Genomic DNA, 26677 nt, shown 5'->3' with positions numbered 1-26677 from the left:
ACGGCCATGGTTCGCGTCCGCCCCTGCGAGGAGGCCGATCATCCCGCGCTCGCCGGCGTGATGGCGCAGATGCAGGCGCATTACCGCGTGGCTTGCCCGCCCGATGCCGAGATCCGTGCCGGGCTGGCGAACCGACCGGCCGGGACCGAACTGCTCGTCGCCGAGCATGACGGCGCAATCGTCGGCTTCGCTGCCTTTTCGGCGATCTATCCTGGGCCCGGCCTCAGGCCGGGCTGCTTCCTCAAGGAAATCTACGTAACTGAAGCTGCGCGCGGCTTCGGCGCCGGCAAGGCGCTGCTCGCCGAACTGGCGCGGCTCGCGCTCGCCCGCGGCCTCGGCCGGATCGACTGGACGGCGGCGCGCGACAATGAGCGCCTGCTGCGCTTCTACGAGAATTTAGGCGCGGTGCCGCAGCCGGAGAAGGTCTTCTTCAGGCTGACCGGCGAGGGGCTTGCCCGTCTCGCGGAGGGCTGAGGCGCGCCTCCAAGGTCGCCATGATGGCGCGGCGTTCGGCCTCCGAGAGCTGCGACCATCGTGCGATCTCCTGCAGGGTCCGCCCGCAACCTTGGCAGAGCTTGCTCACCGGATCGATCACGCAGACCTTGATGCAGGGACTTGAGATCGCGCTCATCGCCCGCCCCAGCCGATTACAATAGCGAGGCCGAGATAGATCGCGATCTCGCCAAGCTGCTGCGCCGCGCCGAGGATGTCGCCGGTCTGCCCGCCGATCAGACGGATGGCGGTGCGCGACAGCCAGAGGGTCGTCAGCGCCGACAATGCGAGGCCCAGCAAGATGCCGGCAAGGGGGAGGGCGCCAACGGCAATGAGGAGCAGAGCCAAGGCGCCTGATAGCCCATAGGCGACCGGCAGCACCGACCGCTCGGGCTGCCCGACCGAAGCAGAAGCGCCGCTGCTCCGGCTTGGCTCGCCTGTCGCGAGGATGCGGACGCCCTCGACGCGCGACCAGGGCGCCGCCACGAGCACGGCCGCCGCCACAGCCCACGCCCCCGCACCCTGCAGGATCGCCGCGAGTGCGCTCACCCGCAGCAGCAGCGACAGGCCGAGCGCCAGCGCTCCGAAGGTGCCGACGCGGCTGTCCTTCATGATCTCCAATCGCCGTTCCGGCGTATGCCCGCCGAACAGCCCGTCGGCGCTGTCGGCGAGACCGTCCTCGTGGAAGGCACCGGTCGTCACGACGAGCGCCGTCACGGCAAGTGCCGCCGTCAGCAGTGCATTGACGCCGGCAAGCCCAGCCAGCAGCACGATCAGTGCCGCAGGCGCCGCGATCACCAGCGCGGCGAAGGGCAGGGCACGCGGCACCAGCCGGAAATCCGGCAGCCCATGCGCATTCTCGCCCGGCAGCGCCGGCACCGGCAGGCGCGAGTAGAAGCGGATGCAGGTCGCGGTCGCGATCAGCCAGCCCGGCCAGGCGGGCGGCGTCACCTGCGTCGCATCATCGCTGTCGGTTTGCGTCACGCCGCCCTCGGATTGTCTTCGTCCGCTCCAGCCTATAGCAGCAGCGGCTGCGCGGCGGCGATCTCGCGCTGCCCGATTCCTCAGGTTTTCAAGATCGGCTTCCTCAGATGTCTGCGATGCCCGCCTCCGGCCTGCCTTTCGACGATATCCGCAACCTCATCGCCAACATGCCTGGCCCCGATATGGCGGCGGCCAACACCGTTCGCGCCCGCGACAAGGAGTTGACCAAGCCTACCGGCAGCCTCGGCCGTCTGGAGGAGATCGCCGAATGGCTCGCCGCCTGGCAGGGCAAGGCGCCACCGCGGGTCGACCGGCCGCTGGTTTGCGTCTTTGCCGGCAATCACGGCGTCGTCGCCCAGGGCGTCTCGGCCTTTCCGCAGAGCGTGACGCGCCAGATGCTGGAGAACTTCGCTGCCGGCGGCGCCGCGATCAATCAGATCTGCGCCGCCTATGATCTCGGCTTCAAGGTCTTCGACCTCGCGCTCGACCTGCCCACCGGCGATTTCACGCAAGAAGACGCGCTCGACGAGCGCGCCTGCGTCGCCACCATGGCCTTCGGCATGGAGGCGCTCGCCGGCGGCGCCGATCTGCTCGCGCTCGGCGAGATGGGCATCGGCAACACGACCTCGGCCGCCGCGATCTTCACCGCGCTCTATGGCGGCGGTGCCGCCCAATGGTGCGGCCGCGGCACCGGCGTCGACGATGACGGCCTGAAACGCAAGATCGCCGCGGTCGAGGCCGGGCTGAGGCGCCACGCCAACCATCTCGGCGATCCGCTCGAAGTGCTGCGCCGCTTCGGCGGCCGCGAGATGGCGGCGATCTGCGGCGCGATCCTCGCCGCCCGCCTGCAGCGCATCCCGGTAATCCTCGACGGCTATGTCGTCACTGCAGCCGCCGCGATCCTGCACGCCCTCGATTCCTCCGCGCTCGACCATTGCATCGCCGGCCATCTCTCGGCCGAGGGCGCGCATGCGCAGGCACTGATCAAGCTCGGCAAGCAGCCGCTGCTGGCGCTCGACATGCGGCTCGGCGAAGGGACGGGCGCGGCCCTCGCCGCCGGCCTGGTCAAGGCGGCGGCCGGCGTGCATTCCGGCATGGCGACCTTCGCCCAGGCGCAGGTCTCGCAGAAGGGCGAGTAGGGCCGGGCTATTCCGCCCGGAACGGATTCTCGATCCGCAACAGTTCCTCGACGACAAGGCCGTGCTGCAGGTCTTCGCTGTAGAGGACCGCGCAGTCCGCACGCAGTGCGCTGGCGACGATCAGCGCGTCGTAGAAGCTGAATCCGTGCCGCTCGGCTAGGCGGATCGCGTCCAGGTGCGTGGCAAGGTCAAGCGGATGGACGTTCCGGCTTAGCGTTGTGATTGCCTCGACCGCATCGGTGATCTCCGTCCATGAAAAGCCGAGCTTGCGCCGCGCCACATTGGTGAACTCGTTCAGCACCTGGGCGCTGATCTCGCAGCCGCGACCGAGCAGCTCCTCCGCCACGGCGTTCCGCAGATCGTCGCTGAAAGCGTAGACGACCACATTGCTGTCGAGGAAGGCGCGGGTCACGGCGCGCGCTCATTGGCCTCGTCGCGATCGAAACGCCAGCCGGGCGGGAGCGGCTTGCGCAGGCTGCGGATCCGGGCGAGAGCGCGCGGCTTGCGCTCGTCGCGGGCGATCAGGAAGGTGCGGTCGTCCGCGATGCGGATCTCGACATCGTCGCCTTCCTTGAGGGCCAACGCTTCACTGACGGCGGTGGGTATCCGGATAGCGAGGCTATTGCCCCAACGTGCGACCTGCATGGATCGCCTCCTGCTTGATATACACGGGCCATGTATATCATGGGAGCTGCGATCCAGCATACAAGACGCGCCGGACATTTCGGTCCGGCGCGTCTTTCGCTTGTCAGGCGCCGAAGCGCTCGATCACCTCGGCCAGCGGCACATGGCCCTTGAAGGCGCCGTTGCCGGCCGGTGTCTCGCCGTTTTCCAGCGCAGCCGCGAAGGTGACAGCCGGATCGGCTTCGACCCGCTGGCGCAGCGCCTGCAGCTTCGGCCAGCGCGCGAGGTCGGCGACCTCATGGTATTCGAGCCAGCGCGCGACGCCGGCGAGAAGCCCGTCGGCCAGGGAGTGCTTGTCGCCGGCCAGCCAGCGGCTGCCGGTCAGCATCTCCTCCAGCCTGTCATGGCGCTCGATTGCCCGCTCACGCCCGAAACGGCGCAGCGCCGCCTCGAAATCAGGATCGGGCTCGGGCAGCTCCAGCGCGACCCAGAGCGGCGTGAAGGCGCCGGTGAAGCCGGTGTTGAGGAAGCCCATCAGCTGGTGCATCCGGTCGGCTTCGGCCGAGAGCGGATCGAAGCTGATCCGCCGCTCTTTGTCGCGCGCCTCGAGATAGGCGGCGATCGCCATCGTCTCGGTGAGCGGGCGGCCCTGATCGGTGATCAGCACCGGTGTTTCGACGCGCTGGTTGATGCGCTTGTAGGGCGGCTCGCGCATCTCGCCGAGCATGTCGACGCGGCTGAGCTTGTAGGGCTGGCCAAGCCATTCCAGAGCCGCGACCAGGCCCATCGAGGTGCCGGCCGGGTAGCCATAAACGAGGATCGGTTCCATCTTGCGTTTTCCATTTGGGTCGGGAAACGCTGCGCAGCGGGGTGGAACCTAGTCATCCGCCGCCCCATGTAAATTACGCACATTTCTGTAACCAGGCGGAACGAACCATGAAGGACGTCGTGTCCGACTGCTCGATCGAAGGCGTCATGCGGGTGCTGAGCGGTCGCTGGCCGACCCTGCTGCTCTACTATCTGAAGGACGGCACCAAGCGCTTCAGCGAGCTCCGGCGCGACAACCCGACCGTCTCGCATCGCATGCTGGCGCTGGAGCTACGCAAGCTCGAGGCGGCCGGCATCGTCAGCCGGATCGACCATGACGGCTATCCGCGCCGGGTCGATTACGAGCTGACGGAAGCGGGCCTGCGCCTCGTGCCGCTGATCGATGCGCTCGGCGACTGGTGGGAAGAGGCCGAAGCCGAGCGCAGCAGGACGACGGTCCTGCCGAAGGTCGCCTAGCGATGCGCCGGCTTGGAATTGACGAGCGGAACGGATGACAGACGACAGGAGCGATGTGACGATCCGGTCACTCGAAGCCGGCGATCGCTCCGGCTGGGAGATATTGTGGATCGGCTATCACGCGCATGGCCCGTTCGGCGGCCCGCCGCCGCCTGCAGACGTGACCGACGCGACCTTCGCACGCTTTCTGGCTGCCGGTCAGATGCGGGCTCTGGTGGCCGTTCATGATGGCGCGCTTGCCGGGATCGTCCACGCGGTCTTCCATCCGGTGACCTCGTCGGACAGGCCCGTCTGTTTCCTCAACGACCTTTTCGTCGCCGAAGCGGCACGCCGGCGCGGGGTCGGCCGGCGGCTGGTGGAAGCGCTCTACGATCTCGCCCGTGCCGAGGGCGCCTTGCGGGTCTACTGGCACATGCAGGTCGACAATCGGACGGCGGCGGAACTCTACGACAAGGTCGCTAGCCGTTCGGGGCATACGGTCTTCAGACGGGCGCTCTGAGCTTCAGGCGGCCGAGCGCTCGCCGGGCTCCGGCAGGGCGGGCAGGGTGTCCATCACGCGCTCGGCGGGCAGCGTGATCGTCACCTCGGTGCCGGCGCGCGGGCTCGACTTGATGCGGAAGCCGCCGCCATGCAGGTCGATCAGCCCCTTGACGATCGGCAGCCCCAGACCCGAACCCTGCTCGGCCGTCTTGATCGCCAGCGAGCCGCGCCCGAAGGTCTGCATCACCACCGGGATCTCGTCCTCGGGAATGCCGGGGCCGGTATCGGTGATGCTGACATATTGCCCGCCGGTGGCGGTCCAGCCGACCTTGATCGAGATCTCGCCGCCTTGCGGCGTGAACTTGATCCCGTTCGCCAGAATGTTGAGCACCGCCTGGCGGACGGCGCGCTCATCGGCCCAGATCCGCGGCAGCTCCGGCTCGGTCGCCTGGCGGATCGTCTGGCCCTTGGCCTTGGCGCGCAGGTTGAGCATATGCGCTGCGTCGTCGACGATGGCGGCGAGGCTGATCGCCTCCTCGTTGAGCTCGTATTTGCCGGCCTCGATGCGCGAGAGGTCGAGGATCTCGTTGATCAGGGTGAGCAGATGCTGGCCCGAGGCGTGGATGTCGCCGGAATACTCCTTGTAGGAGGCGTTGGCATGCGGGCCGAACACCTCGTTCTTCATCACCTCGGAGAAGCCGAGGATGGCGTTGAGCGGTGTGCGCAGCTCGTGGCTCATCGTCGCCAGGAAGCGCGACTTGGCGAGGTTGGCTTCCTCCGCCTTGCGTCTGGCTTCATCGGAGTTGGCCTTGGCGGTTTCGAGCTCGGCGATGAGCGCGTCCTTCTCGGCGCGGAACTCGATCGTTTCGACCGAGGCGGAATAGAGCCGGTTGGTCAGGAAGACGAAGAAGAGCTGGGCGCAGGCGGCCATCAGCAGCATCGTGACGCTGTCGATGTCGGTGCGAGCGGTGAAGAAAAGCACGATCGCGCCGACGATCGGCACGAGGCCGGAATAGACCGCGATCGGGATCGTCGCTGCGAGCGTGACGGTGAGCGCGCTGACGATCAGGAACGCCGTCATCAGGAAGAAGCGGGCACCGGGCGCATCGACACCGACGAAAAGGCTTGCCAGCAGGGCCCAGGAGAGGCCGTGCAGCAATTCGGCGGCTGGCAGCAGCTTGCGCCAGAAGGCGATGCGGGCGGCTGCGGACGGCTCGGCCAGGAAGCGCCGGCACAGCACGGCGGTGAAGCCCGTGGTCAGCACCACCAGGCTGAGCCAGCCCGAGACCGAGTAGAACGGCACCCAGACGCAGGCGGCCGCCGCCACCAGGAAGGCGAGCACCAGCGTGCCGGCCGAGCCGTTAAGCCGATATTGCGCGAAGACGCGGACGAGTTCGTAGTCGAAAGCCCGCTGGAGACCGGTCGAGGAGGTCAGCTTCTCGCGCGCCGACCGGACCTCGCGGTTGATCAGCTTGCGGCGCGCCAGCACGGTCGGATCGGGTCCGCGACCGCGCTGCACCTGTTCGGCTGTCAATTCCGCCATGGTCCGAGGCAAACGACTCCAGGCCTCGGCACACTGGCGCGCCGCGGCTCGCCATGATTGGCGAGAAATCGTTAAGCTTGTCCTGATGGCGCGGTTCGGATTCAGGACAAGTAACTATGGCCTGTTCGGCTGGCGGCGGGTCGGCCGTTCGGTCGACTTCGTCGTAGCCCTTGGATTCCTTGTGCTTTTGGCGATTGGCGGCGCTGTCTTGCAATACCGGCTTGGCTCCGGTCGCAGCCTCGCCGGAGCCGCCGAGGCGATCGATGGTGATTCGCTGAGGCTCCTCGGCGAGGAGCTGCGCCTCGAGGGCATCGATGCGCCGGAATACCGGCAGAGCTGCCGCGATCGCAATGGCGGCGAGGTCGCCTGCGGCCGGCAGGCCAGGCGCGCGCTCGCTGCCATGTTGGCGCTCGGCAATGTCAGCTGCACGATCTCGCGCGCCGATCGTTATGGCCGTGGCCTGGCGCGCTGCAAGCAAGGCGATGCCGAGATCAATGCGGCGCTGGTGCGCCAGGGCAACGCGGTCTCCTATGGCGCCTACCAAACCGAGGAGGCCGAGGCGAAGGCAGCCGGGCGCGGCATCTGGGCGCTAAGCTTCGAGCGGCCGGAGGAATGGCGCCGCAGCCATCCGCGCTGACGCCCGTGCCGGCTATGCGAATTTCGTCGAGGCGGCTGGTTGCATTGGCATTTTTGTCTTCGACGGCCGCGACCTAAAGAAGGATCATCTCCTTCTTGTGCTCTCCCCGGATTCGTTGCCGCATGACGCCGCTATCCGCCAGCCGACAGGAATTTCCGGCATGATCGGCGCCATTCTGCTCGCCCTCGCGCCGATCGCGCTGCTGATCGCGCTGGGGCATGCCATGCGCCGCCTGCGCTTCCTGCCGGACGCGTTCTGGCCGCAGGCCGAGCGGCTGAGCTATTATGTCCTCCTGCCGGCCCTCTTCACGCATGCTCTCGCGATGGCCGATCTCAGGGGGCTGCCTGTCGCCGAACTGGCATTGACGCTGATGGCGGCGATCATCGCGGTCGCGGCGGTGCTCGTGCTGGCGAAGCGCTGGCTCGGTTACAGCGACGCCGCCTTCACCTCGGTCTTCCAGGGCGGCATCCGCTTCAACAACTATGTCGGTCTGAGCGCGGCCGGTAGCATGCTCGGAGCGTCGGCGTTGCCGCTCGCTGCCGTCGCCAATGCCGCGATCGTGCCGACGGTGAATGTGCTCTGCGTCCTCGTCTTTGCCCGCTGGGGCTCGGCCCAGCCGACTTTGCGCGGCATTCTCCGGGGGCTTGCCCTCAATCCGCTGCTGATGTCCTGCGTGCTCGGCATCGCGATCCAGCTCAGTGGCCTCGGCCTGCCGCCCGGCATCGAGGGTTGTCTCAAGGCGCTCGGCCAGGCCTCGCTGCCGATCGGCCTGCTCTGCGTCGGCGCGGCGCTCGACTGGGGCGCGCTCGGGCGCGGGCTGAAGCCGGCGCTGGTCGCCTCATTCGCCAAGTTCGTGCTGATGCCGCTCGCGACCTATGCGGCCCTGAGGGGCTTCGGCCTTGGTGGCCAGGCGGCGACGCTCGCCATCCTGTTCCAGGCGCTGCCGACGGCCTCTTCCTCTTATGTGATGGCGCGCCAGCTTGGCGGCGATGCGCCGCTCATGGCCGGAATCTGCGCGCTGCAGACCGTCGTCGCGGCAGTCGCGGTGCCGCTTGCCTTGATTCTGCTCGCGCCGGGCTGAGCGATCACAACGGCTCGCGCGGATCGTCGTCGCGTGGGCCGTCCAGCCGCGCTGCGCCGGATTCCCGCGAGCGCGACCAGAAGGTCGCGAGCATCAACCCCACCGGGACGGCGAGGATGACGATCCAGACGACGAAGCCCCAATTCTGCGGGAAGCTCCAATCCTGCGGCATGACGGTTGCCCCTTCCTGGACCACAATCGTGGCAAGGGCTGCATTGTTCCTCTCCCCGTCGTCGGCGCGTCGTCTTGCCGCCGTCTTTGCGGTCTGAACTCTTGACAGGGCCGCGGCGGCACCGTGAAACCGCCATGTCCCGAGACGGCGAAAGGCTAAGGGCATGAAGCTCTATGATGGCGGGCGCGCGCCCAATCCGCGGCGGGTCCGCATCTTCTTTGCCGAGAAGGGCGTGCCCTTGCCCGAGCTGGTGCCGATCGACATGGCTAGGAAGGAGCATCGGACGCCGGAGTTCACGCGCATCAACCCGTCGCAGCGCCTGCCGGTGCTGCTGCTGGAGGACGGCACGGCGCTGGCCGAGACCATCGCCATCTGTCGCTATATCGAGAGCCTCAACCCGGCGCCGGCCCTGTTCGGCGCCGCGCCGAAGGAGGCGGCGCTGATCGAGATGTGGAACCGCCGTATCGAGCTCGGGCTGTTCACGGCCGTTTCGGCCGTGTTCCGCCACAGCCATCCCGCCATGGCCGAACTCGAGGACCAGGTGCCGGAATGGGCCGAGGCCAATCGCGAGCTGATCGACGATCACCTCGTATTGCTCGACCTGCAGCTCGGCGCCAATCGCTTCATTTGTGGCGACGAGCTGACGGTGGCCGACATCACCGCCGGCATCGCCATCGACTTCATGAAGCCCTCGCGCATTCCGCTGCCGGAGGATTTCGCCAACATCCGGCGCTGGCATGGCGAGCTCTCGGCCCGGCCGAGCTGGAAGGCCTGATCATGCGTCTGCTGACGCTTCTGCTCGCGCTGATGCTCCCGCTGGCGGCCACGGCGGCCGAGAAGCTGACGGGCGAGCAGATCAACCGGGCCTTCACCGGCAACACCGTCAGCGGCCGCTATACCGGCGGTGGCTTCTTCACCGAATATCACGATCCCGACGGGCGGGCGCTCGGCAATAATGGCTGGCAGGAGAACCGCGACGCCTGCTGGATCACCAAGGGCGATGCCGTCTGCTACTATTACGGCCCGCCGGAGGATCGGACGACGCATTGCTTCACCGTGGAGCTCACCGACCGGCTCTATATCCTGCGCAACCTTGAGAATGGCCGGATCAATGCGATTGCGACCGTCGAGCTCGCCAACCCGCGCAACCATACCGATGGCGGCAAGCCCTGGTATTGCGATGGGCTGATCTCGCGCGGGCCGCAGCTTCCGATGTCGCGGCGGGTCGCGGCACGGTGATCCGGCTCGGGACGATGGCGGCGCTGCTGGCCCTCTGCGTTGGCGCGACGACCGCTGATGCGGTCGAGCGTCTGACCGGCCAGGAGATCCGCCAGCTCTTCGAGGGCAACACCGTCGCCGGCCGCTACGGCAATGGACCGCCGTTCAGCGAGTACCACCACAAGGATGGCCGCGCGACCGGCCATAACCGGCATGTACCCAACACCGACGCCTGCTGGACGACGACAGACGATGCCGTCTGCTATTATTACGGCCCGCACCAGACGCGCCGGACCTATTGCTTCTGGGTCGAGCGCAGCGGCTCGCTCTATGTGCTGAAGACCTACCGCTCCGGTCGCATCAATGGCATCGCCACCGTCCAGCCCGGCGATCCCGAGAAACACGCCGACAAGGCAACGGCTTGGCATTGTGACGGGCTGATCTCGAACGCGCCGCCGCCGGCGATGTCATCGCGGGTCGCCTCGCGGTGAGGCTCCTCGCGCTGGCGCTGCTTCTCGGGCTCTCGACCTGGGGGAGTAAGACGCTCGCTGTCGAGCGATTGACCGGCGAGCAGATGCGTCAGCTGGTCGAGGGCAACACGGTGACCGGACGTTACAGCAGTGGCGAGACCTTCAGTGAGTACCATCACGAGGATGGACGGGTGAGCGGCTACAACCGGGATCGGGACACGCCGAACCGCGATGCCTGCTGGACCACGACGCAGGATGCGATCTGCTATTATTACGGCCCGGTCGAGACGCGCCAGACCCATTGCTTCACCGTCGAGCGCAGCGGCACGCTCTACGTCCCGCGCAGCGTCGTCAGCGGCAGCATCGTCGGGTTCTTCTCCGTCCAGCCCGGCGATCCGCAGAAGCATGCCGGCAGGGTTCCGGCCTGGTATTGCGACGGCTTGATCTCGCAAGGCCGGCGCCGGGAGCGGTTGGCTGGACGATGAGCGGGCATAGGACGGGCTCGCCGGAGGCGCTCGACGATGTCCTCGCCGAATTGCGGGCCTGCCGGATCTGCCGCGATGCGCCGCTCTACGGCCCGCCGCTGCCGCATCAGCCGCGTCCCGTGGTCCAGGCGGAGGCGAGCGCCCGCCTGCTGATCGCGAGCCAGGCACCGGGCACCCGCGTGCATGCCAGCGGCAGGCCCTTCACCGACCGCTCCGGCGATCGCCTGCGCGATTGGCTCGGCCTCGACCAGGCCCGCTTCTACGACGCCTCGCGCGTCGCGATCGTGCCGATGGGCCATTGCTTTCCGGGACTCGATGCCAAGGGCGGCGACCTGCCGCCGCGTCGCGAATGTGCCCCAACCTGGCGGACGCGCGTGCTCGCGGCCCTGCCACATATCGAGCTCGTGCTGGTGATCGGCCGTTATGCGCAAGCCTGGCATCTCGGGCCGAAGGCGGCGGCCGACCTGACGGCGACCGTCGCCGATTGGCGCAACATCTTCGCTGGGGAGCGCCGGCCGCCCATCCTGCCACTGCCGCACCCGTCCTGGCGCAACAATGGCTGGCTCCGCAAGAACCCCTGGTTCGAGGCCGAGCTGGTGCCGGTGCTGCGGGCGGAGGTGGCGCGGCTGGCGGGCTGAGCGCTTACGGCTCCAGCCGCTTCAGCAGGCTCGACGTATCCCAGCGCCCGCCGCCGAGTTTCTGCACATCGGCGTAGAATTGGTCGACCAGCGCGGTCACCGGCAGGCGGGCGCCGTTGTTCCGGGCTTCGTCGAGCACGATGCCGAGGTCCTTGCGCATCCAGTCGACGGCGAAGCCGAAATCGAACTTGTCGACGTTCATCGTCTTGCCGCGGTTCTCCATCTGCCAGGAGCCGGCGGCGCCCTTCGAGATCACCTCCAGCATCGCCTCGACATCGAGCCCGGCGCGCTTGGCGAAATGAACGCCCTCGGACAGGCCCTGGACCAGGCCGGCGATGCAGATCTGGTTGACCATCTTGGTGAGCTGGCCGGAACCGGCGGGGCCCATCAGCCTGCACATCCGGGCGAAGCTCGCGATCACCGGCTCGACCTTCGCGTAAACTGCAGGGTCGCCGCCGCACATCACGGTCAGCACGCCGTTCTCGGCGCCGGCCTGGCCACCGGAGACCGGCGCGTCGATGAAGCCGAAGCCGCCAGCGGTCGCCGCGGCGTCGAGCTCGCGCGCGACATTGGCCGAAGCGGTGGTGTGGTCGACGAAGACCGTGCCCTTGCCCATGGCGGCGAAGGCGCCGTTCTCGCCCGTCGTCACCGAGCGCAGGTCGTCGTCATTGCCGACGCAGCAGAACACGATCTCCTGGCCCTCGGCCGCCTGGGCCGGGGTCGGCGCATAGACGCCGCCATGCTGCGCCACCCATTTCTGCGCCTTCTCCGGCGAGCGGTTGTAGACGGTGACGTCATGGCCCTTGGCCTTGAGATGGCCGGCCATGGGATAGCCCATCACGCCGAGACCGAGGAAAGCGACTTTGGCCATGAGGTGCTCCGCTGCATCGTCCGAAAGGTCATTGCGGCTTTAGCGCGCCCGGGAGGGCGAGGGAAGCGATGCAGGCGCGATAGCAGCGATCGCGATTCTGCAAAGATCATGCATGGCGGCCGGGCGCGCTGGCTTGCTGCTCTCGCCGAAATCGGTCAGGAACCCGGCATGACCATCACCAATGACGAAGAGCTCCAGGCATTGCGCGAGATCGGCCGCATCGTCGCCGATACGCTTGCAGCGATGGGGAAGGCGCTCGAGCCGGGCATGACCACGGCCGAACTCGACGCGATCGGCCGCGAGATGCTCGAAAAGCACGGCGCAGGCTCCGCCCCCGAGACGGTCTACGGCTTTCCCGGCGCGACCTGCATCAGCATCAACGAGGAGGTCGCGCACGGCATTCCGGGCGAGCGCCGGATCGCGGCGGGCGACCTGGTGAACATCGACGTCTCCGCCGAGAAGGCCGGCTATTTCTCTGATACCGGAGCGTCCTTCACCGTGCCGCCGGTCGATCGCCGCATCGAGAAGCTCTGCCGCGACGGCAAGCGCGCGCTCTGGGCCGGGCTCGGTCAGGTCGGCGCCGGCAAGCCCATCGCGGGAATCGGCGAGGCGGTCGGCCGCTTCGCGCAGAAGAACGGCTACACCCTGGTGCGCAACCTCGCCAGCCACGGCATCGGCCGCTCGCTGCACGAGGAGCCGAAGGAGATCGCCACCTGGCCCGAGCGCTCCGAGCGCCGTGTCATGCAGAAGGGGTTGGTCTTCACGGTCGAGCCGTTCCTGTCGCTCGGCGCCGACTGGGCCGAGCATGCCGAAGGCGACCGCTGGACGCTCTATTCCGAGCCGCGCGCGCCGACGGTCCAGTACGAGCACACCGTGGTCGCGACCGCCAACGGCCCGCTGGTCCTGACCTTGCCGGGCTGAGCGGTCAGCTGCTCACCTCAGCGCCATATGCCGCGTCAGCCTGAGCTCCAGCCGGTCCCAGACCCGCCGGATGATCTCGGTCAGCGCAAGATAGATCAGCGCGGCATAGAGATAGATCGACAGGTCGAAGGAGCGGGCGAAGGCGAGGCGGGTCGCGCCCATCAGGTCGAACAGGGTCACCAGCGAGGCGATGGCACTCGCCTTGATCATCACGATCAACTCGTTACCGAGCGGGCGCAGCGCCAGGATCATCGCCTGCGGCAGGATCACCCGGCGCAAGGTCGCCCAGCGATGCAGGCCGAGCGCCAGCGCGCCCTCGAACTGGCCGCGCGGGATCGACTGGATCGCGCCTCGCAGGATCTCGGCCTGATAGGCGGCGGTGTTGATGGTGAAGGTGAAGAGCGCGCAGTAGAATGGCTCGCGGAAGAACCACCACAGGCCGATATCCTGCCAGAACAGCCGGAACTGGCCGAAGCCGTAATAGACCAGGAAGAGCTGGCAGAGCAGCGGCGTGCCGCGGAAGAAAGTGGTGTAGCCGTTGATCGCGATCTGCGCCCAGCGCGGCCCGTAGAGCCTGGCGATGGCGAGGCCTAGCGCCAGGACGAAGCCGAAGGCGACCGAGAGCACCACCAGCTCGAAGGTGAGCCACAGGCCGTTCGCCATGCGGCAGCCATAGTTCTGCAGGACCTCGCTGCCGATCAGGTAGCCGGGATATTCGCACCAGTTCATCGGGTCGCTCCGCCGAAGGCGGCGAAGCCGCGATTGGTGCGTTGCTCGAGCCTGCCGATGCCCCAGGCCGAGACCAGCGAGAAGAAGAAATAGAGCAGCATCGCCGTGCCGAAGAACAGGAACGGCTCCTTGGTCACGACATTGGCGCGCGTCGCGATGAACATGATGTCCTGCAGCGTGATCACCGAAATCAGCGAGGTCTCCTTCAGCAGCACCATCCAGTTGTTGCCGAGGCCGGGCAGGGCGACGCGGATCAGTTGCGGGAAGACGACGAGCCGGAAGGCCTGCGCCTTCGACAGGCCGAGCGCCGAGGCGGCCTCGCGCTGGCCCTTCTGGATCGAATTCAGTGCGCCGACCCAGACCTCGCTGGAGAAGGCGGCGAGCACCATGCCGAGCGCGACCATGCCGGCGACGAAGGGCGGGATCGAGAAGCCGGTCCAGACCTTCTGCACCAGCACCTGGATGCCGAAATAGATGATGTAGAGCGTCAGCAGCTCGGGAACGCCGCGGAAGACGGTGGTGTAGATCGTCGCCAGCGAGCGCAGCAGCACGCTGTCGGAGCGCTTCCACAGCGCGATGATCAGGCCGAGCGCCAGGCCGAAGGGCAGGGTCGCGAGCGCGACCGAAATGGTGTTGGCCGCGCCTTGCAGCAGGGCCCAGCCCCAGCCGCCGGGGCCGAAGCCGAGCAGTGCGAGTTTGTCGAACATGGGAGGGCCGGCGCGCGAGGAGATGAGTCCCGCCGGCCCTTATGCGGCCGGCGGGTAGGCGTCAGCGGGTCTGGTTCACTCGTACTTGAACCACTTGTCCTCGAGCTTCTTCAGCGAGCCGTCGGCGACGGTCTCGGCGATCGCCTTGTTGACCAGGTCCTTCAGCGCGGTGTCGGCCTTGCGCATTGCGCCGGCGACGCCGGCGCCATGGATCGCGTCGTCACGGGTCACTTCGGCGATCCGCTTGCAGCAGTCCTTGCCCTGGCCCTTCAGGAAGTCGGCGAGGGCGAGCGCGTCGGCCACGATGTAGTCGAGGCGGCCGTTGAGCAGGTCGAGATTGGCCTCTTCCTGGGTCGGATAGAGGCGCGCCGTCGAGTCCTTGTAGAACTTCTCGACATAGTTGGCGTGGATGGTCGAGCCCTGCGCGCCGATCGACTTGCCCTTCAAGGTGGCGGGCGAGATGTCGTTCGAAGCGGTGCTCTTGGGGCCGATCATCCAGATCGGCGTCTTGCTGTACGGCGTGCTGAAGTCGACCTGCTTCTTGCGTTCCTCGGTGGCGTTCATGCCGGCGAGGATGATGTCGTACTTGTTCGCCTGCAGCGCCGGGATGATGCCGTCCCAGTCCTGCACCACCCAGCTGCACTTCACCTTCATCTTCTCGCAGAGAAGGTTGCCGTAATCGATCTCGAAGCCTTCCAGCTCCTTCTTGGCGTTGAGGTTGTTGTAGGGCGGATAGGCGCCCTCCGTGCCGATTCGGACTTCTTTCCATTCCTTCGCCTGGGCGAGCGCGCCCGTGGCGCCGGCGACCGTGAGCGCCGCGGCTGCGACGAATTTTGCGAAACCTTTCATGGGACCTCCCCTTGGATCTGGCCGACCGGGCGTTTCGAGTTCCCGTATCGGCTTGTGCGCGACAGCTTGTGCGATCATCGGGGCGGGCCGCAAGTAGGCTCTTGCAGCTTTTCCGAGCGTGCCCGCACAAGGATGGTGCAAGGCAAGGCGCTGTTCTTGTTGTCGAATCGGATTTTAGCGGCGGTTTTCCCGTGCGCTGGCTCGGGCGGCCGCACACGGATTTTGTTGCATGGTTCAGCGCGCGTGCTCGGCGAAGACGCTTTCGCAGTGCTCCAGCCCCCAATCCAGCTCTTGCCGGCTGATCGTCAGCGGCGGCGCGAAGCGGATGGTGCGCTCATGCGTCTCCTTGGTCAGCACACCGGCATCGGCGAGGCGGGCGACGATCTTTTTGGCATCGCCGGCGCCGGGTGCGATCTCGACGCCGACCCAGAGGCCGCGTCCGCGCACCTCGCTAGCGAGGCCTTGCGTCATCGCGACGAGCCTTCCTTTCATATAGGCTCCGAGTTCGGCCGAGTGTTCGACCAGCTTCTCGTCCTCGATCACCGCGAGCGCCTCATGGCCGATCGCGGCGGCAAGCGCATTGCCGCCGAAGGTCGAGCCATGCGAGCCCGGCCCGAACAATTGCATCACCGCGCGCGACGCCAGGAAGGCCGAGACCGGATAGATCCCGCCACCGAGCGCCTTGCCGACGATCAGCCCGTCGGGCTTCACGCCCTCGTGCTGATGCGCGAACCAGTGGCCGGTGCGGCCAAGCCCGGACTGGATCTCGTCGAGGATCAGGAGAACGTTGTTGCGGTCGCAGAGCGTCCGCAGTGCCCGGAGATAGCCGTCCGGCGGCAGCACGATGCCGGCCTCGCCCTGGATCGGCTCGATCAGGATGGCTGCGGTGTTCGGCGTGATCGCCGCTTCCATGGCGGCGGCGTCGCCGAAGGGCACGCTGACGAAGCCCGGCGCGAACGGGCCGAAGCCGTCGCGATAGCTCTCATCGGTGGAGAAGCCGATGATCGTCGTGGTGCGGCCGTGGAAGTTGTTGTCGGCGACGATGATCTCGGCCTTGCCGTCGGCGATGCCCTTGACCTTGTGGCCCCAGCGCCGCGCGGCCTTGATCGCGGTCTCGACTGCTTCGGCGCCGGTGTTCATCGGCAGCGCCATCTCCTGGCCAGCAACGGCGCAGAGCTTGGCCAGGAAGGGGCCGAGCGGCTCGGTATGGAAGGCACGGCTGGTGACGGCGAGGCGCCTGGCCTGCTCGTTCAGCACCTTGAGGATGCGCGGATGGCCGTGGCCGAGGCTGACGGCGGAATAGCCGCTCATCATGTCGAGCCGCCTGACGCCTGCGACATCGGTGAGCCAGACCCCTTCGCCATGGGAGAGCATGATCGGCAAGGGCGCGTAGTTCTGGGCACAGACTTCGCGTTCGAGCACGATCGCATTCATGGCGGTTCTCCCTCGTTCCTGCGAGGGTAGGCGCGCTCAAGCGACGGAGCCGGCTGGAAGCGCCGGCTCCTGCAGCCGAATCTGTCGAGTTTGCGACAGATTCGGGCGGCGATGAGTGGTGCTCCGGTCGCTCGCGGCAGGTTAGGGCAGGGTTACCCCGTTCTCCGTGAGCCAGGCGTCGTGCAGCCATTTTTCGGTCTTGCGGTGACCGGGGAACGTCACCCAGACGATGTCGCGCTCGAACACCATGACCTTGCGGTCGGCTCCGACGATAACCCACATCCAGCGCCCATCGGCCGTATTGCGCATCTTCACCTTCATGCCGGTGAGCGTGAGTTGCTCGGTCTTCCGGCTGCGCGTGACGCGGAGAGGCTCGTCGTGCGGCTCGATCCAGCTGATCTCGTGCACCGGCAGCAGGTCGGGAGCTGCCACGCGCAGGAAGTCCATGGCGATGGCTTGCGTTTCTTTCCGTGAAGGAAGCTCGCCGCCGACAAGGTCGAGGTCCATGCGGGCAAAGCCTTTCAGGCGGCCGTCCGCGGCGATGACCGTGCTGAAATGCTCGCCGCCGAGGGCGGCATTACGACCGTCGCTCCGCCGATAGCGGACAAGCTCGGCCCGTTCGCCGTCGACCGCGACGGGGCGCCGGGCGATCTCGGCATAGCCTGTCGGCATGAAAGCATTGGCAGTTGTGGCGGCAGGCTCGGCTGCGAGAGTCCCAGCGGTCATGGCTTTTCCTGTCTTCGAGCCGTTGAAGGCAATGGCGCCGTTGCCCGCGCCGGCGGGTTGGCCGGCAAGGAGCAGGATCACGCCAGCCAGCAATGGATTTGCGAAGTGGCTGACCATCACGAGCGCACCTGATCGCCGGAAACCGCGGGCTGGCGCATGGGAGCGGTGAGGGCGCGGCGCGCCAACGGCATCACCAGATAGACCATGCCGAGCACCATGGGCGGGACGGCGAGGGCAGTGACGGACCAAACCGGCCAGCCCCTGGTCAGCGGCGCCAGGGCCAGCAGCAGGGCGTTGATCAACAGATAGGCGCCAAGCATCAGCGTCCCCAGGAAGCGCAGATGGGCGAGAAAGGGAATCGAGGCGGGTGCGGGCATGGTGGTCTCCATAACGAAACGTTCCGTTTCGATGTGATTGATAGATACGATCCGTTTCGATATCAAGGCGCCTGCTGCAAGATCGTGTTTGCACAGGGTGTGCTTGCAAGCGCGTGCCGAACGAGCTGTTGCAGAGGCGAAGAAGGAGGGAAGCGATCATGAAGGCCGCGACTCCAGTCCGCCGCGCTTCGATCGGCGCGCGGCGCAACCCGGCCTCGCAGGCCGCGATCCTCGCCGCTGCCCGCGCTGTGCTGGCGGAGGAGGGCTATGCCGGCTTCTCGATCGATGCGGTCTCGCGCCGCGCCGGCGCCGGCAAGCCGACAATCTATCGCTGGTGGAAGAACCGCGCCGACCTGCTGATGGAGGTTTATGCCGCCGAGAAGGCGGGCATCAGGGTGGTGCCGAGCGGTGACCTTGCTCGCGACCTGACCGAGCACACCAGAATGCTCTGGAGCTTCTGGTGCGGCACGCCGTCGGGCCGTACCTTCCGTGCGCTTCTCGCCGAAGCACAGAGCGATCCCGAGGCGCTTGCGGCGCTACGCGAGAAGTTCCTGCCCGAGCGGCTGCAGGATGTCCGCGGCCTCTTCGCAGCGGCAGCGGCGCGCGGCGACATCCCGGCCGAGGAGGTCGAGGCCAGGCTTTCTCTCTATATCGGCTTCAACTGGTTCTATGTGCTGACCGACCAGCTCGAAGCCGGACAGGCTTCGATTCCGACCGCGATGCGCCTGATCGCGGCGCCGACGCCACGCTGAGATCAGGCGCTGGCAGTTGCCGCTCCGCTGCGGCTCTTCGCATCCCACGCCGTCACCAGCCAGATTGCGAGGCCCGCAAGCGCCAGGCCGGCGCCGACCCAGCCTGTCGAGGTCCAGCCATAGCCGGCGGCGATCGCCATGCCGCCGAGCCAGGGGCCGAGCGCATTGGCGGTGTTGAAGGCGCTGTGGTTCAGCGCCGCGGCGAGCGTCTGCGCATCCTGCGCGACATCCATCAGCCTCGTCTGGAGGGGCGTGCCGAGCCCGCCGCCGCAGCCGATCATGAAGGCGACGATGCTGATCGCCCAGATGTTGCCGGCGGCGAACGGGTAGATCGCCAGCGAGCCGGCGGTCCAGAGCAGGATGATCGCGATCGAAGCCATCGGCATCCGGTCGGCCAGCCAGGCAGCGGCGAGGGTGCCGAAGGTCAGGCCGAGGCCGAAGATCGCCAGCACCACCGGTACCATCGTCGGCGCGACCTGCGTCACCTCGACCAGCGTCGAGGCGATGTAGGTGTAGACCGCGAACAGGCCGCCGAAGCCGACCGCGCCGATCGCCAGTGTCAGCCAGACCTGGCGATGGCGCAGCGCGCCGAGCTCGCGCAAGGCGCTGGCGCCGGGTTGCGGTTTGTCCTTCGGCGCGAACAGCGTGATCAGGATCACCGTCGTCAGCGCCAGCGCGGTGACGACGCCAAAACCCCAGCGCCAGCCGAGCGCCTGGCCGAGCCAGTTCGCCAGTGGTACGCCGAGGATGGTTGCGATCGTCAGCCCGAGCATCACCCGCGCCACCGCGAGCGCGCGCCGGTTGGCCGGCACCAGCGAGGCTGCGACCAGCGCCGCGACACCGAAATAGGCGCCGTGCGGCAGCCCGCTGAGAAAGCGGAACAGCAGCATCCAGCCATAGCTCGGAGCGAGTGCCGAAAGGCCGTTGCCGAGCGCGAAGGCTGCCATCAGCGCGATCAGGAGCGTGCGGCGCGACAGCTTCGTCGCGAGCACCGCGATGATCGGGGCACCGAAGACCACGCCGGCGGCGTAGATGCTGATCACATGCCCGCCCGTCGGCTCATCGATCCCCAGCCCCACCGAGAAATAGGGCAGCAGGCTCATCACCGCGAACTCGGCCGTGCCGATGGCGAAGCCGCCCATCGCCAGGGCGAACAGTACGAGGCCGACACGCGGCGCGGCGGCGGAGCGGGCAGGGCGCGCGAACGCGTCTCCCGTGCTCGAGAGGCTCATGACGATGGTCCGGTCGGATTGTTTTATGATGCTGCGCCCAGCGGCGCATTGCACCGCAGCATATGACCCAGATCATGCATGAATCGCAAGTGTCAGCGCGCTCAACTCGATGCGAGCAGAAGAGCCATGCTGGTGGTGCATGGCTCTTGCCGAGTCGTAAGAGCTTTAGAGCAAGACAGTCCGGCCCACACCCTGCCGCCGGGCCTCGCGATAGGCGAGATCGGCTGCCACCATGTCCTCCATGGCGACACCCATCGCCTTGTAGATCGTGATCTGCCGGTCCGATGTCCGTCCCGGCCGCCGTCCCAGCAGCATCTCGCCAAGGTCGGTTCCGGCCTCGGGATCGATACCGGCAAGTTCGCAGCAACCAACGGGTGTCGGTGCGAAGGCCTCCCGCGCCTCGACGAAGAGGCCACCGCGGGCGATCAGCTCGACCGGCAGTTCGCCGCCGGGTGGTGCGACGCCGACCGAGGAGACATGTGTTCCCGGTCGAACCCAGTCCGCGGATATCGCCGGGACATAGGAGTGCGTCGCGAGGCAGACCACGTCCGACGAGCGCACCGCGGCCTCGAGGTCCGCCACGGCAGTGACCCCCGGATGGCGTGAAGCCAGCGCCTGGGCATCGGCGAAATTCTTCGAGAACACCCGGATCTCCGCGAAATCGCGAACCAGTAGCAGCAGATGGAGATGCTGGTCCGCCTGGACGCCAGCGCCGACGACAGTGGCGATCCTGGCATCGCGCCTTGCGAGTTCCCGTACCGAAAGCACCGCCGAGCCGGAGGTACGGACCGCCGTGATATAAGTCCCGTCCATGATGCAGACGGGCATCCCCGTCTCCGCATCGAACAGGTGGATCGTCGCGAGATGGCTCGGCATGCCCCTCGCGATATTGCCTTCGAAGACGTTGACCAGCTTGACGGTCAGATGCATGCCGCTCATCCAGCCCGGCATCGCCAGCGAATAGCCCGCATCGGGAATATCGAGCTGTGGTCGGGCCGGAATGACGACGCGGCCGTCGGACAGCGCTTTGAACCCCTCGGCCAGCGCATCGAGCAGCTTGCGCAGGTCGATACAGTTTCGAATGTCCGCTTCGCTCAGCGAGAGAATACTGATCTCGCCCTTCGCGTGATTGCTCGAAGTCAGCTGTGTTCCATCCATGATCTTGCTCGCCTTCGCTACGGTCAGGCATCGAGTGCCTTTCAAACCGTATTGCTGCGAGTGGGTGCGATAAAATATGCTCATTTCGAGCTTCTTGCGTGAATGTCACGCGCAGTGGCCTCTGAAAGTGTGAGTTTCGGAATGAGCGATCTCGACCGTATCGACCGGCAGCTGCTCAGGTTGCTGCAAGAGGATGGCCGCCGGACGGTGCTCGACCTCGCGCAGCGCGTCGGATTGTCGCCGACCGGGGCGTCGCAGCGGATCAAGCGCCTGTTCAGTGAAGGCTTCATCCGCGCCGTCAGGGCGGTGCTCGAGCCGTCGAAGATCGGCCGCGGCACGCTCGTCTTCATCGAGGTCAGGCTCGACCACACGGCCCCGCATGTCTTCGACCGCTTCGCCGAGGCCGTCGCGAAGGCACCCGAGATCATCGAATGCCACATGGTGATCGGCGGGTTCGACTATCTGGTCAAAGCGCGCATTGCCGACATGGCGACGTTTCAGGAGTTCCTGCAGCGCGTCATCCTGCCGCTTCCGGGCGTCCGGGAAACGCACAGCTACGCCTCGATCGGCGATGTGAAGCCGGACGCGCTGTTGCCGCTTTGACAGCTCTTACTTTCGCTCAGGCCGTTCCCATCGCGGCGGCGATCTCGGCGACGCGTCGTACGCGCGAGACGCGGGGTAGGGTCGAGGTGATGGCGAAGGCGTGCAGCTCCGCGCCGACCGAGCTCGAGGCGTCCTCAGCGACGATTACCTCATAGCCGTGCTGCCAGGCGTCGCGCGCCGTCGATTCGACGCCGAAATTGGTGGCGATGCCACCGATCACCACCGTCTCGATCCGCCGCCGCCGCAATTGCAGGTCGAGTTCGGTGCCGTAGAAGGCGCTCCAGTGACGTTTGGTGACGCAGACGGCGGCCGGCAGCGCGGCAATCTCGGGGGTGAGGTCGGACCAGTCCTGCGGAAATCCGCCCGGCGGCAGCATCATCGGGTGGTCGATCGCTTGCGGCGGCAGGTCGGAACGATCCGGAGCAAACGCGACGTTGACCGTCGCGATCAGGCCGCCGGCCGCGGCGAAGGCCTGGCCGAGTGAGGCCGTGTTGGCGATGAGGGTTGTCCGGTCATAGGGTGCGAGCGGGAAGGCGAGCGTTCCCTTCTGCATGTCGATGAGGACGAGGGCGGTTTTGCGAGGGTCGAGCTGGAGCGTCATCGGGGATTTCCGTCAGGGAGCGCGGCCGGGATGGCTTTTATATGAGGGTATCCTCATGTTTGTAGATTTATGAGCATGTCCTCACAAAATTCAAGCCCCCCGGCGGAGAAGACCGCCAAGGAACCGAGTCGCAGCCGTGGTCTGAAGCGCGTCTCGGCGCTGCTTGACGGTGCCAGCGCGGTCTTCGCCGAGGCCGGATATGAGGCGGCGACGATGACGCAGATCGCCGCGCGCGCCGGTGCCTCGATCGGCTCGCTCTACCAATTCTTCCCCACCAAGGAGCATGTCGCCGCGGCGCTGCATGCCCGCCATCTCGACGCGCTTGCCGGCATGCTCGATTTGCTTGCTGGGGAGGTGCGCGGGCAGTCGATCGAGGCGGCGGTCGATGCGCTCTTTGCCCGCTTCGTCGCCTATCTCGAAGAGAATCCGGCCTTCCTCGCCGTCAGCGAGCGGCGCACGCTTGATCCTGCCGTCAAGAAGGAGGCGCGCGCTCGGCTACGCGGCCGCATTGTGGCACTGCTCGCGGCGGTCGAGCCGCCGGTGACCAATGCGCGAATGGCTTCGCTCGCCGCCGTGATCCTGCATTTGATCCGGGTCGCGGCGCTGTTGCGCGCCGATGACGATGAGAGCGTGCGCGCTCCGGCCCTCGCCGAGCTACGCGCCATGCTGAAGGGCCACCTCGCCCTGCGGGAAAACTGAAAGAGAGGGCTGCCTCTATTCGTCGAGCAGCGGGTAGCCCTCGAAATCCTTCAGCGCCTTGAGCGCGAAGGTGGTCGCGATCCGGGCGATGCCGAGCTGGTTGTCGGCGAGCCAGGCACCGGTCAGTTCCTCATAGGCCGCCAGCGAGCTCGCGACGATGCGGGCGAGATAGTCGGCCTCGCCGCTGATCACCAGGAGCTCGACCACGTCCGGGCAGGCGCGCAGCACCTTCTCGATCCGCTCGCGCCGGCCGACCGAATGGTCGCGCAGCGAGATCTGCGCGAAGGCGATGATGGCGTGGCCGGCAAGCTCGGGCGAAAGCCGCGCGCCATAGCCGGCGATCAGCCCGGAGGCCTCCAGCCGGCGCATCCGCTCCAGGCAGGGCCGGGCCGAGAGCCCGACCCGTTCCGACAGCGCCTGATTGGTGATCCGGCCCTCCGCCCGCAGGATCGCGATGATCTGGCGATCGATTGCGTCGAGCTGGAGCGCCTTTCGCTTCACGGCCTGCCCTTGCCGGCAGCTCTCGCTTCGGCGATCAGGCAGAGCTCGAGGAACAGCACCTGTGCCGCGCATTGCGCCGTGTTGCTGGTCGCATCGTATTGCGGGGCGACCTCGACCACGTCGGCGGCGACGATGTTCTTGCCCTTGAGGCCGCGCAGGATGGCGAGCGCCTCGCGCGGGGTGAGGCCGCCGACCTCGGGCGTGCCGGTACCGGGCGCGAAGGCGGGATCGAGCGAATCGACGTCGAAGGAGACGTAAGTGGGCCCATCGCCGATCACGGCGAGCGCCTTGGCAATCACCGCATCGAGCCCCATGCGGTCGACCTCGTCGGCATGGATCACGGTCATGCCGGACTCGTAGGAGAACTCCCAGAGATATTCGGCGCCGCCGCGGATGCCGATCTGGATGACGCGCTCGGGATCGAGCACGCCGTCGAGCACGGCCTGCCGGAACGGCCCGCCATGGTGGAACTTCGAGCCTTCATAAGGCCCGGACGTGTCGCAATGGGCGTCGATATGGACCATGCCGACCGGGCGCTTCTCGCCGACGGCCTTCAGGATCGGATAGGTGATCGAATGGTCGCCGCCGACGCCGAGCGTCGAGACGCCGGCCTTCACGATTTGCTTGAAGGTCGCCTCGATGTCCTCATGGCAGCTCTCCAGCGAATAGCGCGAGCGGAACGGCACGTCGCCGATATCGGCCGCCTTGATCAGGTTGAACGGCGCGGTGCCGTTGACATGGTCCATCGGTCCCATGCGCTCGACGGCACGTACCGCGCGCGGGCCGAGGCGCGTGCCGGCCCGGTTGGTGACGCCGAGATCCATCGGCAGGCCGATGATCGCGACGTCGAGCCCGCCGAGATCGGGCTGGCTCAGGGCCTCCGGCCGGTAAGGGGCATTGATGAAGGTCGCGACATCGGAGAACGGCCATTTGCGCCGGTCGCCCTGGAACTGGCCGGCCGCGACCTTGGCGAAGCGGGGATCATGGATATCGGCGCCGCTCGCCCCGGCATAGCGCGCCCTGAGTTTCGCCAGTTTATCCTGATCCATCGCTCGGTCCCCGAGGTTTGAGCCAGCCGCGATAATGCGCGAGCAGGCCGAAGAAGGGTAAAATCAGCTTCACGTCGAAACGGAAGCGGCCATCGGCGTCAACCGTCTCATACGCCTCGGCGGATGGCATGAGAACGCGTGGCAGGCGCAGGCCGAAGACGCGCCAGGCGGCGATCGGCAGCGCAAGCCCCTCAGGGTTTCCTTCCGCCGCAAGCGTGAAGGAGAACGGGCCGAAGGCCTCGCGCAGATCGCCGTTGCGGTCGAGGCTCAGGCGCGACTGGAAGCGCTGGCCCGCGAAGTTGCGGGTCCAGACCTCGCAGTCGTCATCGAACGAATCGCCTCTGGTGACGCTGACCGTCACCGGCAACTCGGCTCCGGCTGCCGGGAGCCCGAAGAGCCGGCAGAGCAGGCCGATCGCCTGCCCATGTCCGCGCATGACCTCGGCCTCGCCTTGCCAGACCGGCGCGGCATCGTTGGCATGGAAGGCCCGGATCGCTATCGGCAGCATCGCGAAGGCCTGCGCTCCGAGCACGGTCTCGAACAGGGCAGGGCCGCCGGCGCGCTCGTCCTGGCTGGTGCTGATCGCATAGGGCGCCATCTCGGCCTCGATCGCAGCGAGATCGAGTGCGTCGGCGGCAGAGCGCGCGCCGGGCCCGATCTCGTCAGCGAGCAGGGCACGCACTGCCGCAGCTGCCGCCAGCGTCGGAACTTGCGGGCCGTCATCGTTCTCGGCAAGCAGTGACCAATAGGCCCGGCGCGGCCGTCCTTTCGCGTCGATACCGCTGATCGCGACGCGCATGCCACCGCGATCCGAGGTCCAGAGGCGCGTGATCCTCCGCGCCTTGACGAGATAGGGCACGAGTGGCGCAAGATCGGCGATCCAGCCACGGCGGCGGAGCCAGGCGAGCAGCGCCAGTCCCCATTGTTCGATAGCGGCCTCCAGCCCGGCTGAGAAAGTGACGCGGGATTGGACGGAGAGGGCTGGGCCGAGCGCCTCGGCATCGACGGTCTCGACCGGCGCGACCCGCCGCGGGCCGAGGCCGGGCATCTCGACGATCTCGCCAGCTCCCCAGCCCGAAGTCGCCTGCAATTCGCCCTCCCGCCAGACCGGCACCGGCTTGCCGGCATAGCTCAGGATCGCGGCGATGACCGAGGGGCCGACCTCGCTGCGCCCGCCCGGCGTGATTGCGATGTCGATGCTGTCGAGCCGCTCCCAGCCTTCGCTCAGCTCACGCGCTGCGGCGGCCGAGAGCGCCGGGGTCGAGCTCGCGCCGGCGAGTGCGGTGAGGCTGCGCTGCTTTGCGAGCGCGTCGAGCTGCGCTCCGTAGCTGGCGAGATAGCCGCGCGCATCGGCGAGATCGACGACATGGGCGCCGAGCAGCAGCGCCGCGGTCGGCACCTCATAGCTTTGCTGCTGGAACGGCCCGGAGGCGTCGATCACCAGCCAGGGCTGTAGCGCAGCGAGCGTTGCGACGAGTTCCCTGTCGCGATCGAGCCCAGCGCCGCTGACCGGCACGCTCGCTTCTGTCGCCAGCTCCTTCGCCAAGGCCTCGGCCTTGTCGGCGCTGCGCGAGGTCAGCACCAGATCGAGCCCCTCCATGCGCGCGAGATGGCGCGCCAGCCGCCGGCCGAAGACGCCGGTCGCGCCGATCAGGACGACGCGCTTCATGGGCTCTCCGGCAGGGTGAAGCGATGGCGCGTCGCCGGGTCTGGCATCTCGCAGGATGCCTTCCGGCCGAAGAGCCGGTAGCGATTGCGGGCGACGCGGTCGTAGAGAAAGTCGCGCCAGGCTTTCGGCAGCGCCCGGCCGAGTAGCAGCAGGCGCGCGAGCCCGTTCAGATGGCGGGTCAGCGCCAGCACGCCATCGGACTTCGCCAGCGCCTGGCCGTTTTCGATGAACAGGAAGCTGTCAGGCTCCTCGGGGTCGATGCCATGCGCCAGCGCCAGCTCGCGGCCCTCGCGCGACTGGATCGCGACGAAGCGGATGGCGTGGTCGCGCTCATGCCGCAGCGTGTAGTGCACGCCGCCGGAGCAGAGCACGCAGACGCCGTCATAGAGCCAGATCGGGGCGGTGACGCTGGGCATCGGGCCTCATTCGGCAAGAGGTTGACCGGGCGGGGAAAAAGTTCCATGCGCTTCCTGCGCAGCCGTGCCATGCTCTGCGTGCAATTGTCGAGTGACCTGCGACGGTTGACGATCTTGCAACGATTGGGGGGAATGC

The 26677-nt window shown here is 67.3% G+C and carries 36 protein-coding genes; 15 read left to right on the top strand and 21 right to left on the bottom strand.

Annotated elements, in window-relative coordinates; genetic code table 11:
• Positions 1-6 precede the first annotated feature (6 nt).
• The gene (locus ACWIGM_RS09545; protein WP_454025704.1) at positions 7-474 is read left to right on the top strand and encodes a GNAT family N-acetyltransferase; all 468 of its coding nucleotides are present in this window, start codon (positions 7-9) and stop codon (positions 472-474) included.
• Here the strand turns inward: ACWIGM_RS09545 and ACWIGM_RS09540 are convergent.
• Complete coding sequence (locus ACWIGM_RS09540) at positions 431-631, bottom strand: DUF1289 domain-containing protein (RefSeq protein WP_454025703.1); 201 nt, start codon at positions 629-631, stop codon at positions 431-433. The two genes, ACWIGM_RS09545 and ACWIGM_RS09540, sit on opposite strands and share 44 nt — an antisense overlap.
• Positions 628-1476: an adenosylcobinamide-GDP ribazoletransferase gene (locus ACWIGM_RS09535; RefSeq protein WP_454025702.1), complete on the bottom strand. Its 849-nt coding sequence runs from the start codon at positions 1474-1476 to the stop codon at positions 628-630. The genes ACWIGM_RS09540 and ACWIGM_RS09535 overlap by 4 nt, the downstream gene beginning before the upstream one ends.
• A gap of 107 nt (positions 1477-1583) precedes the next feature.
• On the opposite strand from ACWIGM_RS09535, the gene cobT reads away from it, so the two are divergent.
• Positions 1584-2615 (top strand): nicotinate-nucleotide--dimethylbenzimidazole phosphoribosyltransferase, encoded by a 1032-nt coding sequence (gene cobT, locus ACWIGM_RS09530; RefSeq protein WP_454025701.1) that lies wholly within the window; start codon positions 1584-1586, stop codon positions 2613-2615.
• 7 nt (positions 2616-2622) lie between these two features.
• Here the strand turns inward: cobT and ACWIGM_RS09525 are convergent, their stop codons facing one another.
• The 3 genes from ACWIGM_RS09525 to ACWIGM_RS09515 form a co-directional block, all read right to left on the bottom strand.
• Positions 2623-3027 carry a PIN domain-containing protein gene (locus ACWIGM_RS09525; protein ID WP_454025700.1) on the bottom strand — a complete coding sequence of 135 codons (405 nt, stop codon included), beginning with the start codon at positions 3025-3027 and terminating at the stop codon, positions 2623-2625.
• Positions 3024-3260, bottom strand: a complete 237-nt coding sequence (locus ACWIGM_RS09520) for an AbrB/MazE/SpoVT family DNA-binding domain-containing protein (RefSeq protein WP_454025699.1) — start codon at positions 3258-3260, stop codon at positions 3024-3026. Before ACWIGM_RS09520 ends, ACWIGM_RS09525 begins: the two co-directional genes overlap by 4 nt.
• Before the next feature lie 103 nt (positions 3261-3363).
• On the bottom strand, positions 3364-4068 hold the full coding sequence (locus ACWIGM_RS09515; protein WP_454025698.1) for a glutathione S-transferase family protein: 705 nt from the start codon (positions 4066-4068) through the stop codon (positions 3364-3366).
• 107 nt (positions 4069-4175) lie between these two features.
• On the opposite strand from ACWIGM_RS09515, the gene ACWIGM_RS09510 reads away from it, so the two are divergent.
• A complete protein-coding gene (locus tag ACWIGM_RS09510; RefSeq protein WP_454025697.1) occupies positions 4176-4523 on the top strand; it encodes a winged helix-turn-helix transcriptional regulator in 348 nt (115 codons plus the stop codon).
• A gap of 34 nt (positions 4524-4557) precedes the next feature.
• Positions 4558-5022 carry a GNAT family N-acetyltransferase gene (locus tag ACWIGM_RS09505; RefSeq protein WP_454025696.1) on the top strand — a complete coding sequence of 155 codons (465 nt, stop codon included), beginning with the start codon at positions 4558-4560 and terminating at the stop codon, positions 5020-5022.
• A 3-nt stretch (positions 5023-5025) separates the two neighbouring features.
• Here the strand turns inward: ACWIGM_RS09505 and ACWIGM_RS09500 are convergent, their stop codons facing one another.
• Positions 5026-6546 carry a sensor histidine kinase gene (locus ACWIGM_RS09500; protein WP_454025695.1) on the bottom strand — a complete coding sequence of 507 codons (1521 nt, stop codon included), beginning with the start codon at positions 6544-6546 and terminating at the stop codon, positions 5026-5028.
• Positions 6547-6631: 85 nt separating this feature from the next.
• Here ACWIGM_RS09500 and ACWIGM_RS09495 point away from each other — a divergent pair, with 85 nt between their 5' ends.
• Complete coding sequence (locus ACWIGM_RS09495) at positions 6632-7183, top strand: thermonuclease family protein (RefSeq protein ID WP_454025694.1); 552 nt, start codon at positions 6632-6634, stop codon at positions 7181-7183.
• A gap of 160 nt (positions 7184-7343) precedes the next feature.
• Positions 7344-8264: an AEC family transporter gene (locus tag ACWIGM_RS09490; protein WP_454025693.1), complete on the top strand. Its 921-nt coding sequence runs from the start codon at positions 7344-7346 to the stop codon at positions 8262-8264.
• Between the two features lie 4 nt (positions 8265-8268).
• Here the strand turns inward: ACWIGM_RS09490 and ACWIGM_RS09485 are convergent, their stop codons facing one another.
• Positions 8269-8436: a hypothetical protein gene (locus ACWIGM_RS09485; protein WP_454025692.1), complete on the bottom strand. Its 168-nt coding sequence runs from the start codon at positions 8434-8436 to the stop codon at positions 8269-8271.
• Between the two features lie 163 nt (positions 8437-8599).
• Here ACWIGM_RS09485 and ACWIGM_RS09480 point away from each other — a divergent pair, with 163 nt between their 5' ends.
• The 5 genes from ACWIGM_RS09480 to ACWIGM_RS09460 are packed head-to-tail and all read left to right on the top strand — an operon-like array spanning position 8600 to position 11247.
• Positions 8600-9211, top strand: coding sequence for a glutathione S-transferase family protein (locus ACWIGM_RS09480; RefSeq protein ID WP_454025691.1), 612 nt, complete (start codon positions 8600-8602; stop codon positions 9209-9211).
• Positions 9212-9213: 2 nt separating this feature from the next.
• Entirely contained in the window at positions 9214-9675 is a 462-nt protein-coding gene (locus tag ACWIGM_RS09475; RefSeq protein WP_454025690.1) for a hypothetical protein, read from the top strand.
• A 14-nt stretch (positions 9676-9689) separates the two neighbouring features.
• The gene (locus ACWIGM_RS09470) at positions 9690-10145 is read left to right on the top strand and encodes a hypothetical protein (RefSeq protein ID WP_454025689.1); all 456 of its coding nucleotides are present in this window, start codon (positions 9690-9692) and stop codon (positions 10143-10145) included.
• Positions 10142-10609, top strand: coding sequence for a hypothetical protein (locus ACWIGM_RS09465; protein WP_454025688.1), 468 nt, complete (start codon positions 10142-10144; stop codon positions 10607-10609). The genes ACWIGM_RS09470 and ACWIGM_RS09465 overlap by 4 nt, the downstream gene beginning before the upstream one ends.
• Positions 10606-11247 carry a uracil-DNA glycosylase family protein gene (locus ACWIGM_RS09460; protein ID WP_454025687.1) on the top strand — a complete coding sequence of 214 codons (642 nt, stop codon included), beginning with the start codon at positions 10606-10608 and terminating at the stop codon, positions 11245-11247. Before ACWIGM_RS09465 ends, ACWIGM_RS09460 begins: the two co-directional genes overlap by 4 nt.
• A gap of 4 nt (positions 11248-11251) precedes the next feature.
• Here the strand turns inward: ACWIGM_RS09460 and ACWIGM_RS09455 are convergent, their stop codons facing one another.
• On the bottom strand, positions 11252-12118 hold the full coding sequence (locus ACWIGM_RS09455; RefSeq protein WP_454025686.1) for an NAD(P)-dependent oxidoreductase: 867 nt from the start codon (positions 12116-12118) through the stop codon (positions 11252-11254).
• Between the two features lie 168 nt (positions 12119-12286).
• Between ACWIGM_RS09455 and map the strand changes: the two genes are divergently transcribed.
• Entirely contained in the window at positions 12287-13039 is a 753-nt protein-coding gene (gene map / locus ACWIGM_RS09450; RefSeq protein ID WP_454025685.1) for a type I methionyl aminopeptidase, read from the top strand.
• Between the two features lie 12 nt (positions 13040-13051).
• On the opposite strand, the gene ACWIGM_RS09445 is transcribed toward map, so the two are convergent.
• From ACWIGM_RS09445 to ACWIGM_RS09420, 6 genes are all read right to left on the bottom strand, one after another.
• The gene (locus ACWIGM_RS09445; protein ID WP_454025684.1) at positions 13052-13768 is read right to left on the bottom strand and encodes an ABC transporter permease; all 717 of its coding nucleotides are present in this window, start codon (positions 13766-13768) and stop codon (positions 13052-13054) included.
• Positions 13765-14475, bottom strand: coding sequence for an ABC transporter permease (locus tag ACWIGM_RS09440; RefSeq protein ID WP_454025683.1), 711 nt, complete (start codon positions 14473-14475; stop codon positions 13765-13767). Before ACWIGM_RS09440 ends, ACWIGM_RS09445 begins: the two co-directional genes overlap by 4 nt.
• Before the next feature lie 75 nt (positions 14476-14550).
• A complete protein-coding gene (locus ACWIGM_RS09435; RefSeq protein ID WP_454025682.1) occupies positions 14551-15324 on the bottom strand; it encodes a transporter substrate-binding domain-containing protein in 774 nt (257 codons plus the stop codon).
• A gap of 234 nt (positions 15325-15558) precedes the next feature.
• On the bottom strand, positions 15559-16758 hold the full coding sequence (gene rocD / locus ACWIGM_RS09430; protein ID WP_454025681.1) for an ornithine--oxo-acid transaminase: 1200 nt from the start codon (positions 16756-16758) through the stop codon (positions 15559-15561).
• 141 nt (positions 16759-16899) lie between these two features.
• Positions 16900-17601, bottom strand: a complete 702-nt coding sequence (locus ACWIGM_RS09425) for a hypothetical protein (RefSeq protein WP_454025680.1) — start codon at positions 17599-17601, stop codon at positions 16900-16902.
• The gene (locus ACWIGM_RS09420) at positions 17601-17861 is read right to left on the bottom strand and encodes a hypothetical protein (protein ID WP_454025679.1); all 261 of its coding nucleotides are present in this window, start codon (positions 17859-17861) and stop codon (positions 17601-17603) included. The genes ACWIGM_RS09425 and ACWIGM_RS09420 overlap by 1 nt, the downstream gene beginning before the upstream one ends.
• A 158-nt stretch (positions 17862-18019) precedes the next feature.
• Here ACWIGM_RS09420 and ACWIGM_RS09415 point away from each other — a divergent pair, with 158 nt between their 5' ends.
• Positions 18020-18613, top strand: a complete 594-nt coding sequence (locus ACWIGM_RS09415) for a TetR/AcrR family transcriptional regulator (protein ID WP_454025678.1) — start codon at positions 18020-18022, stop codon at positions 18611-18613.
• Between the two features lie 2 nt (positions 18614-18615).
• Here the strand turns inward: ACWIGM_RS09415 and ACWIGM_RS09410 are convergent, their stop codons facing one another.
• Together ACWIGM_RS09410 and ACWIGM_RS09405 are read right to left on the bottom strand one after the other, a co-directional pair.
• Positions 18616-19845, bottom strand: a complete 1230-nt coding sequence (locus tag ACWIGM_RS09410; protein WP_454025677.1) for an MFS transporter — start codon at positions 19843-19845, stop codon at positions 18616-18618.
• Between the two features lie 165 nt (positions 19846-20010).
• Entirely contained in the window at positions 20011-21003 is a 993-nt protein-coding gene (locus ACWIGM_RS09405) for an ornithine cyclodeaminase family protein (RefSeq protein WP_454025676.1), read from the bottom strand.
• A 141-nt stretch (positions 21004-21144) separates the two neighbouring features.
• On the opposite strand from ACWIGM_RS09405, the gene ACWIGM_RS09400 reads away from it, so the two are divergent.
• Positions 21145-21606, top strand: a complete 462-nt coding sequence (locus ACWIGM_RS09400; RefSeq protein WP_454025675.1) for an Lrp/AsnC family transcriptional regulator — start codon at positions 21145-21147, stop codon at positions 21604-21606.
• Between the two features lie 16 nt (positions 21607-21622).
• Here the strand turns inward: ACWIGM_RS09400 and ACWIGM_RS09395 are convergent, their stop codons facing one another.
• The gene (locus ACWIGM_RS09395; RefSeq protein WP_454025674.1) at positions 21623-22207 is read right to left on the bottom strand and encodes an isochorismatase family protein; all 585 of its coding nucleotides are present in this window, start codon (positions 22205-22207) and stop codon (positions 21623-21625) included.
• A gap of 75 nt (positions 22208-22282) precedes the next feature.
• Here ACWIGM_RS09395 and ACWIGM_RS09390 point away from each other — a divergent pair, with 75 nt between their 5' ends.
• A complete protein-coding gene (locus ACWIGM_RS09390; protein ID WP_454025673.1) occupies positions 22283-22906 on the top strand; it encodes a TetR/AcrR family transcriptional regulator in 624 nt (207 codons plus the stop codon).
• A gap of 15 nt (positions 22907-22921) precedes the next feature.
• Here ACWIGM_RS09390 and ACWIGM_RS09385 read toward each other — a convergent pair whose 3' ends face one another.
• From ACWIGM_RS09385 to ACWIGM_RS09370, 4 genes are read right to left on the bottom strand one after another with little or no spacing between them, the layout of a single operon-like run.
• Positions 22922-23407, bottom strand: coding sequence for an Lrp/AsnC family transcriptional regulator (locus ACWIGM_RS09385; RefSeq protein WP_454025672.1), 486 nt, complete (start codon positions 23405-23407; stop codon positions 22922-22924).
• Positions 23404-24456 carry an agmatinase gene (speB, locus tag ACWIGM_RS09380; RefSeq protein ID WP_454025671.1) on the bottom strand — a complete coding sequence of 351 codons (1053 nt, stop codon included), beginning with the start codon at positions 24454-24456 and terminating at the stop codon, positions 23404-23406. The genes ACWIGM_RS09385 and speB overlap by 4 nt, the downstream gene beginning before the upstream one ends.
• Entirely contained in the window at positions 24443-26125 is a 1683-nt protein-coding gene (locus ACWIGM_RS09375; RefSeq protein WP_454025670.1) for a DUF4166 domain-containing protein, read from the bottom strand. The genes speB and ACWIGM_RS09375 overlap by 14 nt, the downstream gene beginning before the upstream one ends.
• Positions 26122-26541, bottom strand: coding sequence for a thiol-disulfide oxidoreductase DCC family protein (locus ACWIGM_RS09370; RefSeq protein ID WP_454025669.1), 420 nt, complete (start codon positions 26539-26541; stop codon positions 26122-26124). Before ACWIGM_RS09370 ends, ACWIGM_RS09375 begins: the two co-directional genes overlap by 4 nt.
• Positions 26542-26677 lie beyond the last annotated feature (136 nt).

It is taken from the genome of Allobosea sp. NPDC055332, from assembly GCF_053645455.1.
The sequence above is the reverse complement of the archived record's forward strand: the minus strand, read 5'-3'. Positions and strand labels throughout refer to the sequence as shown.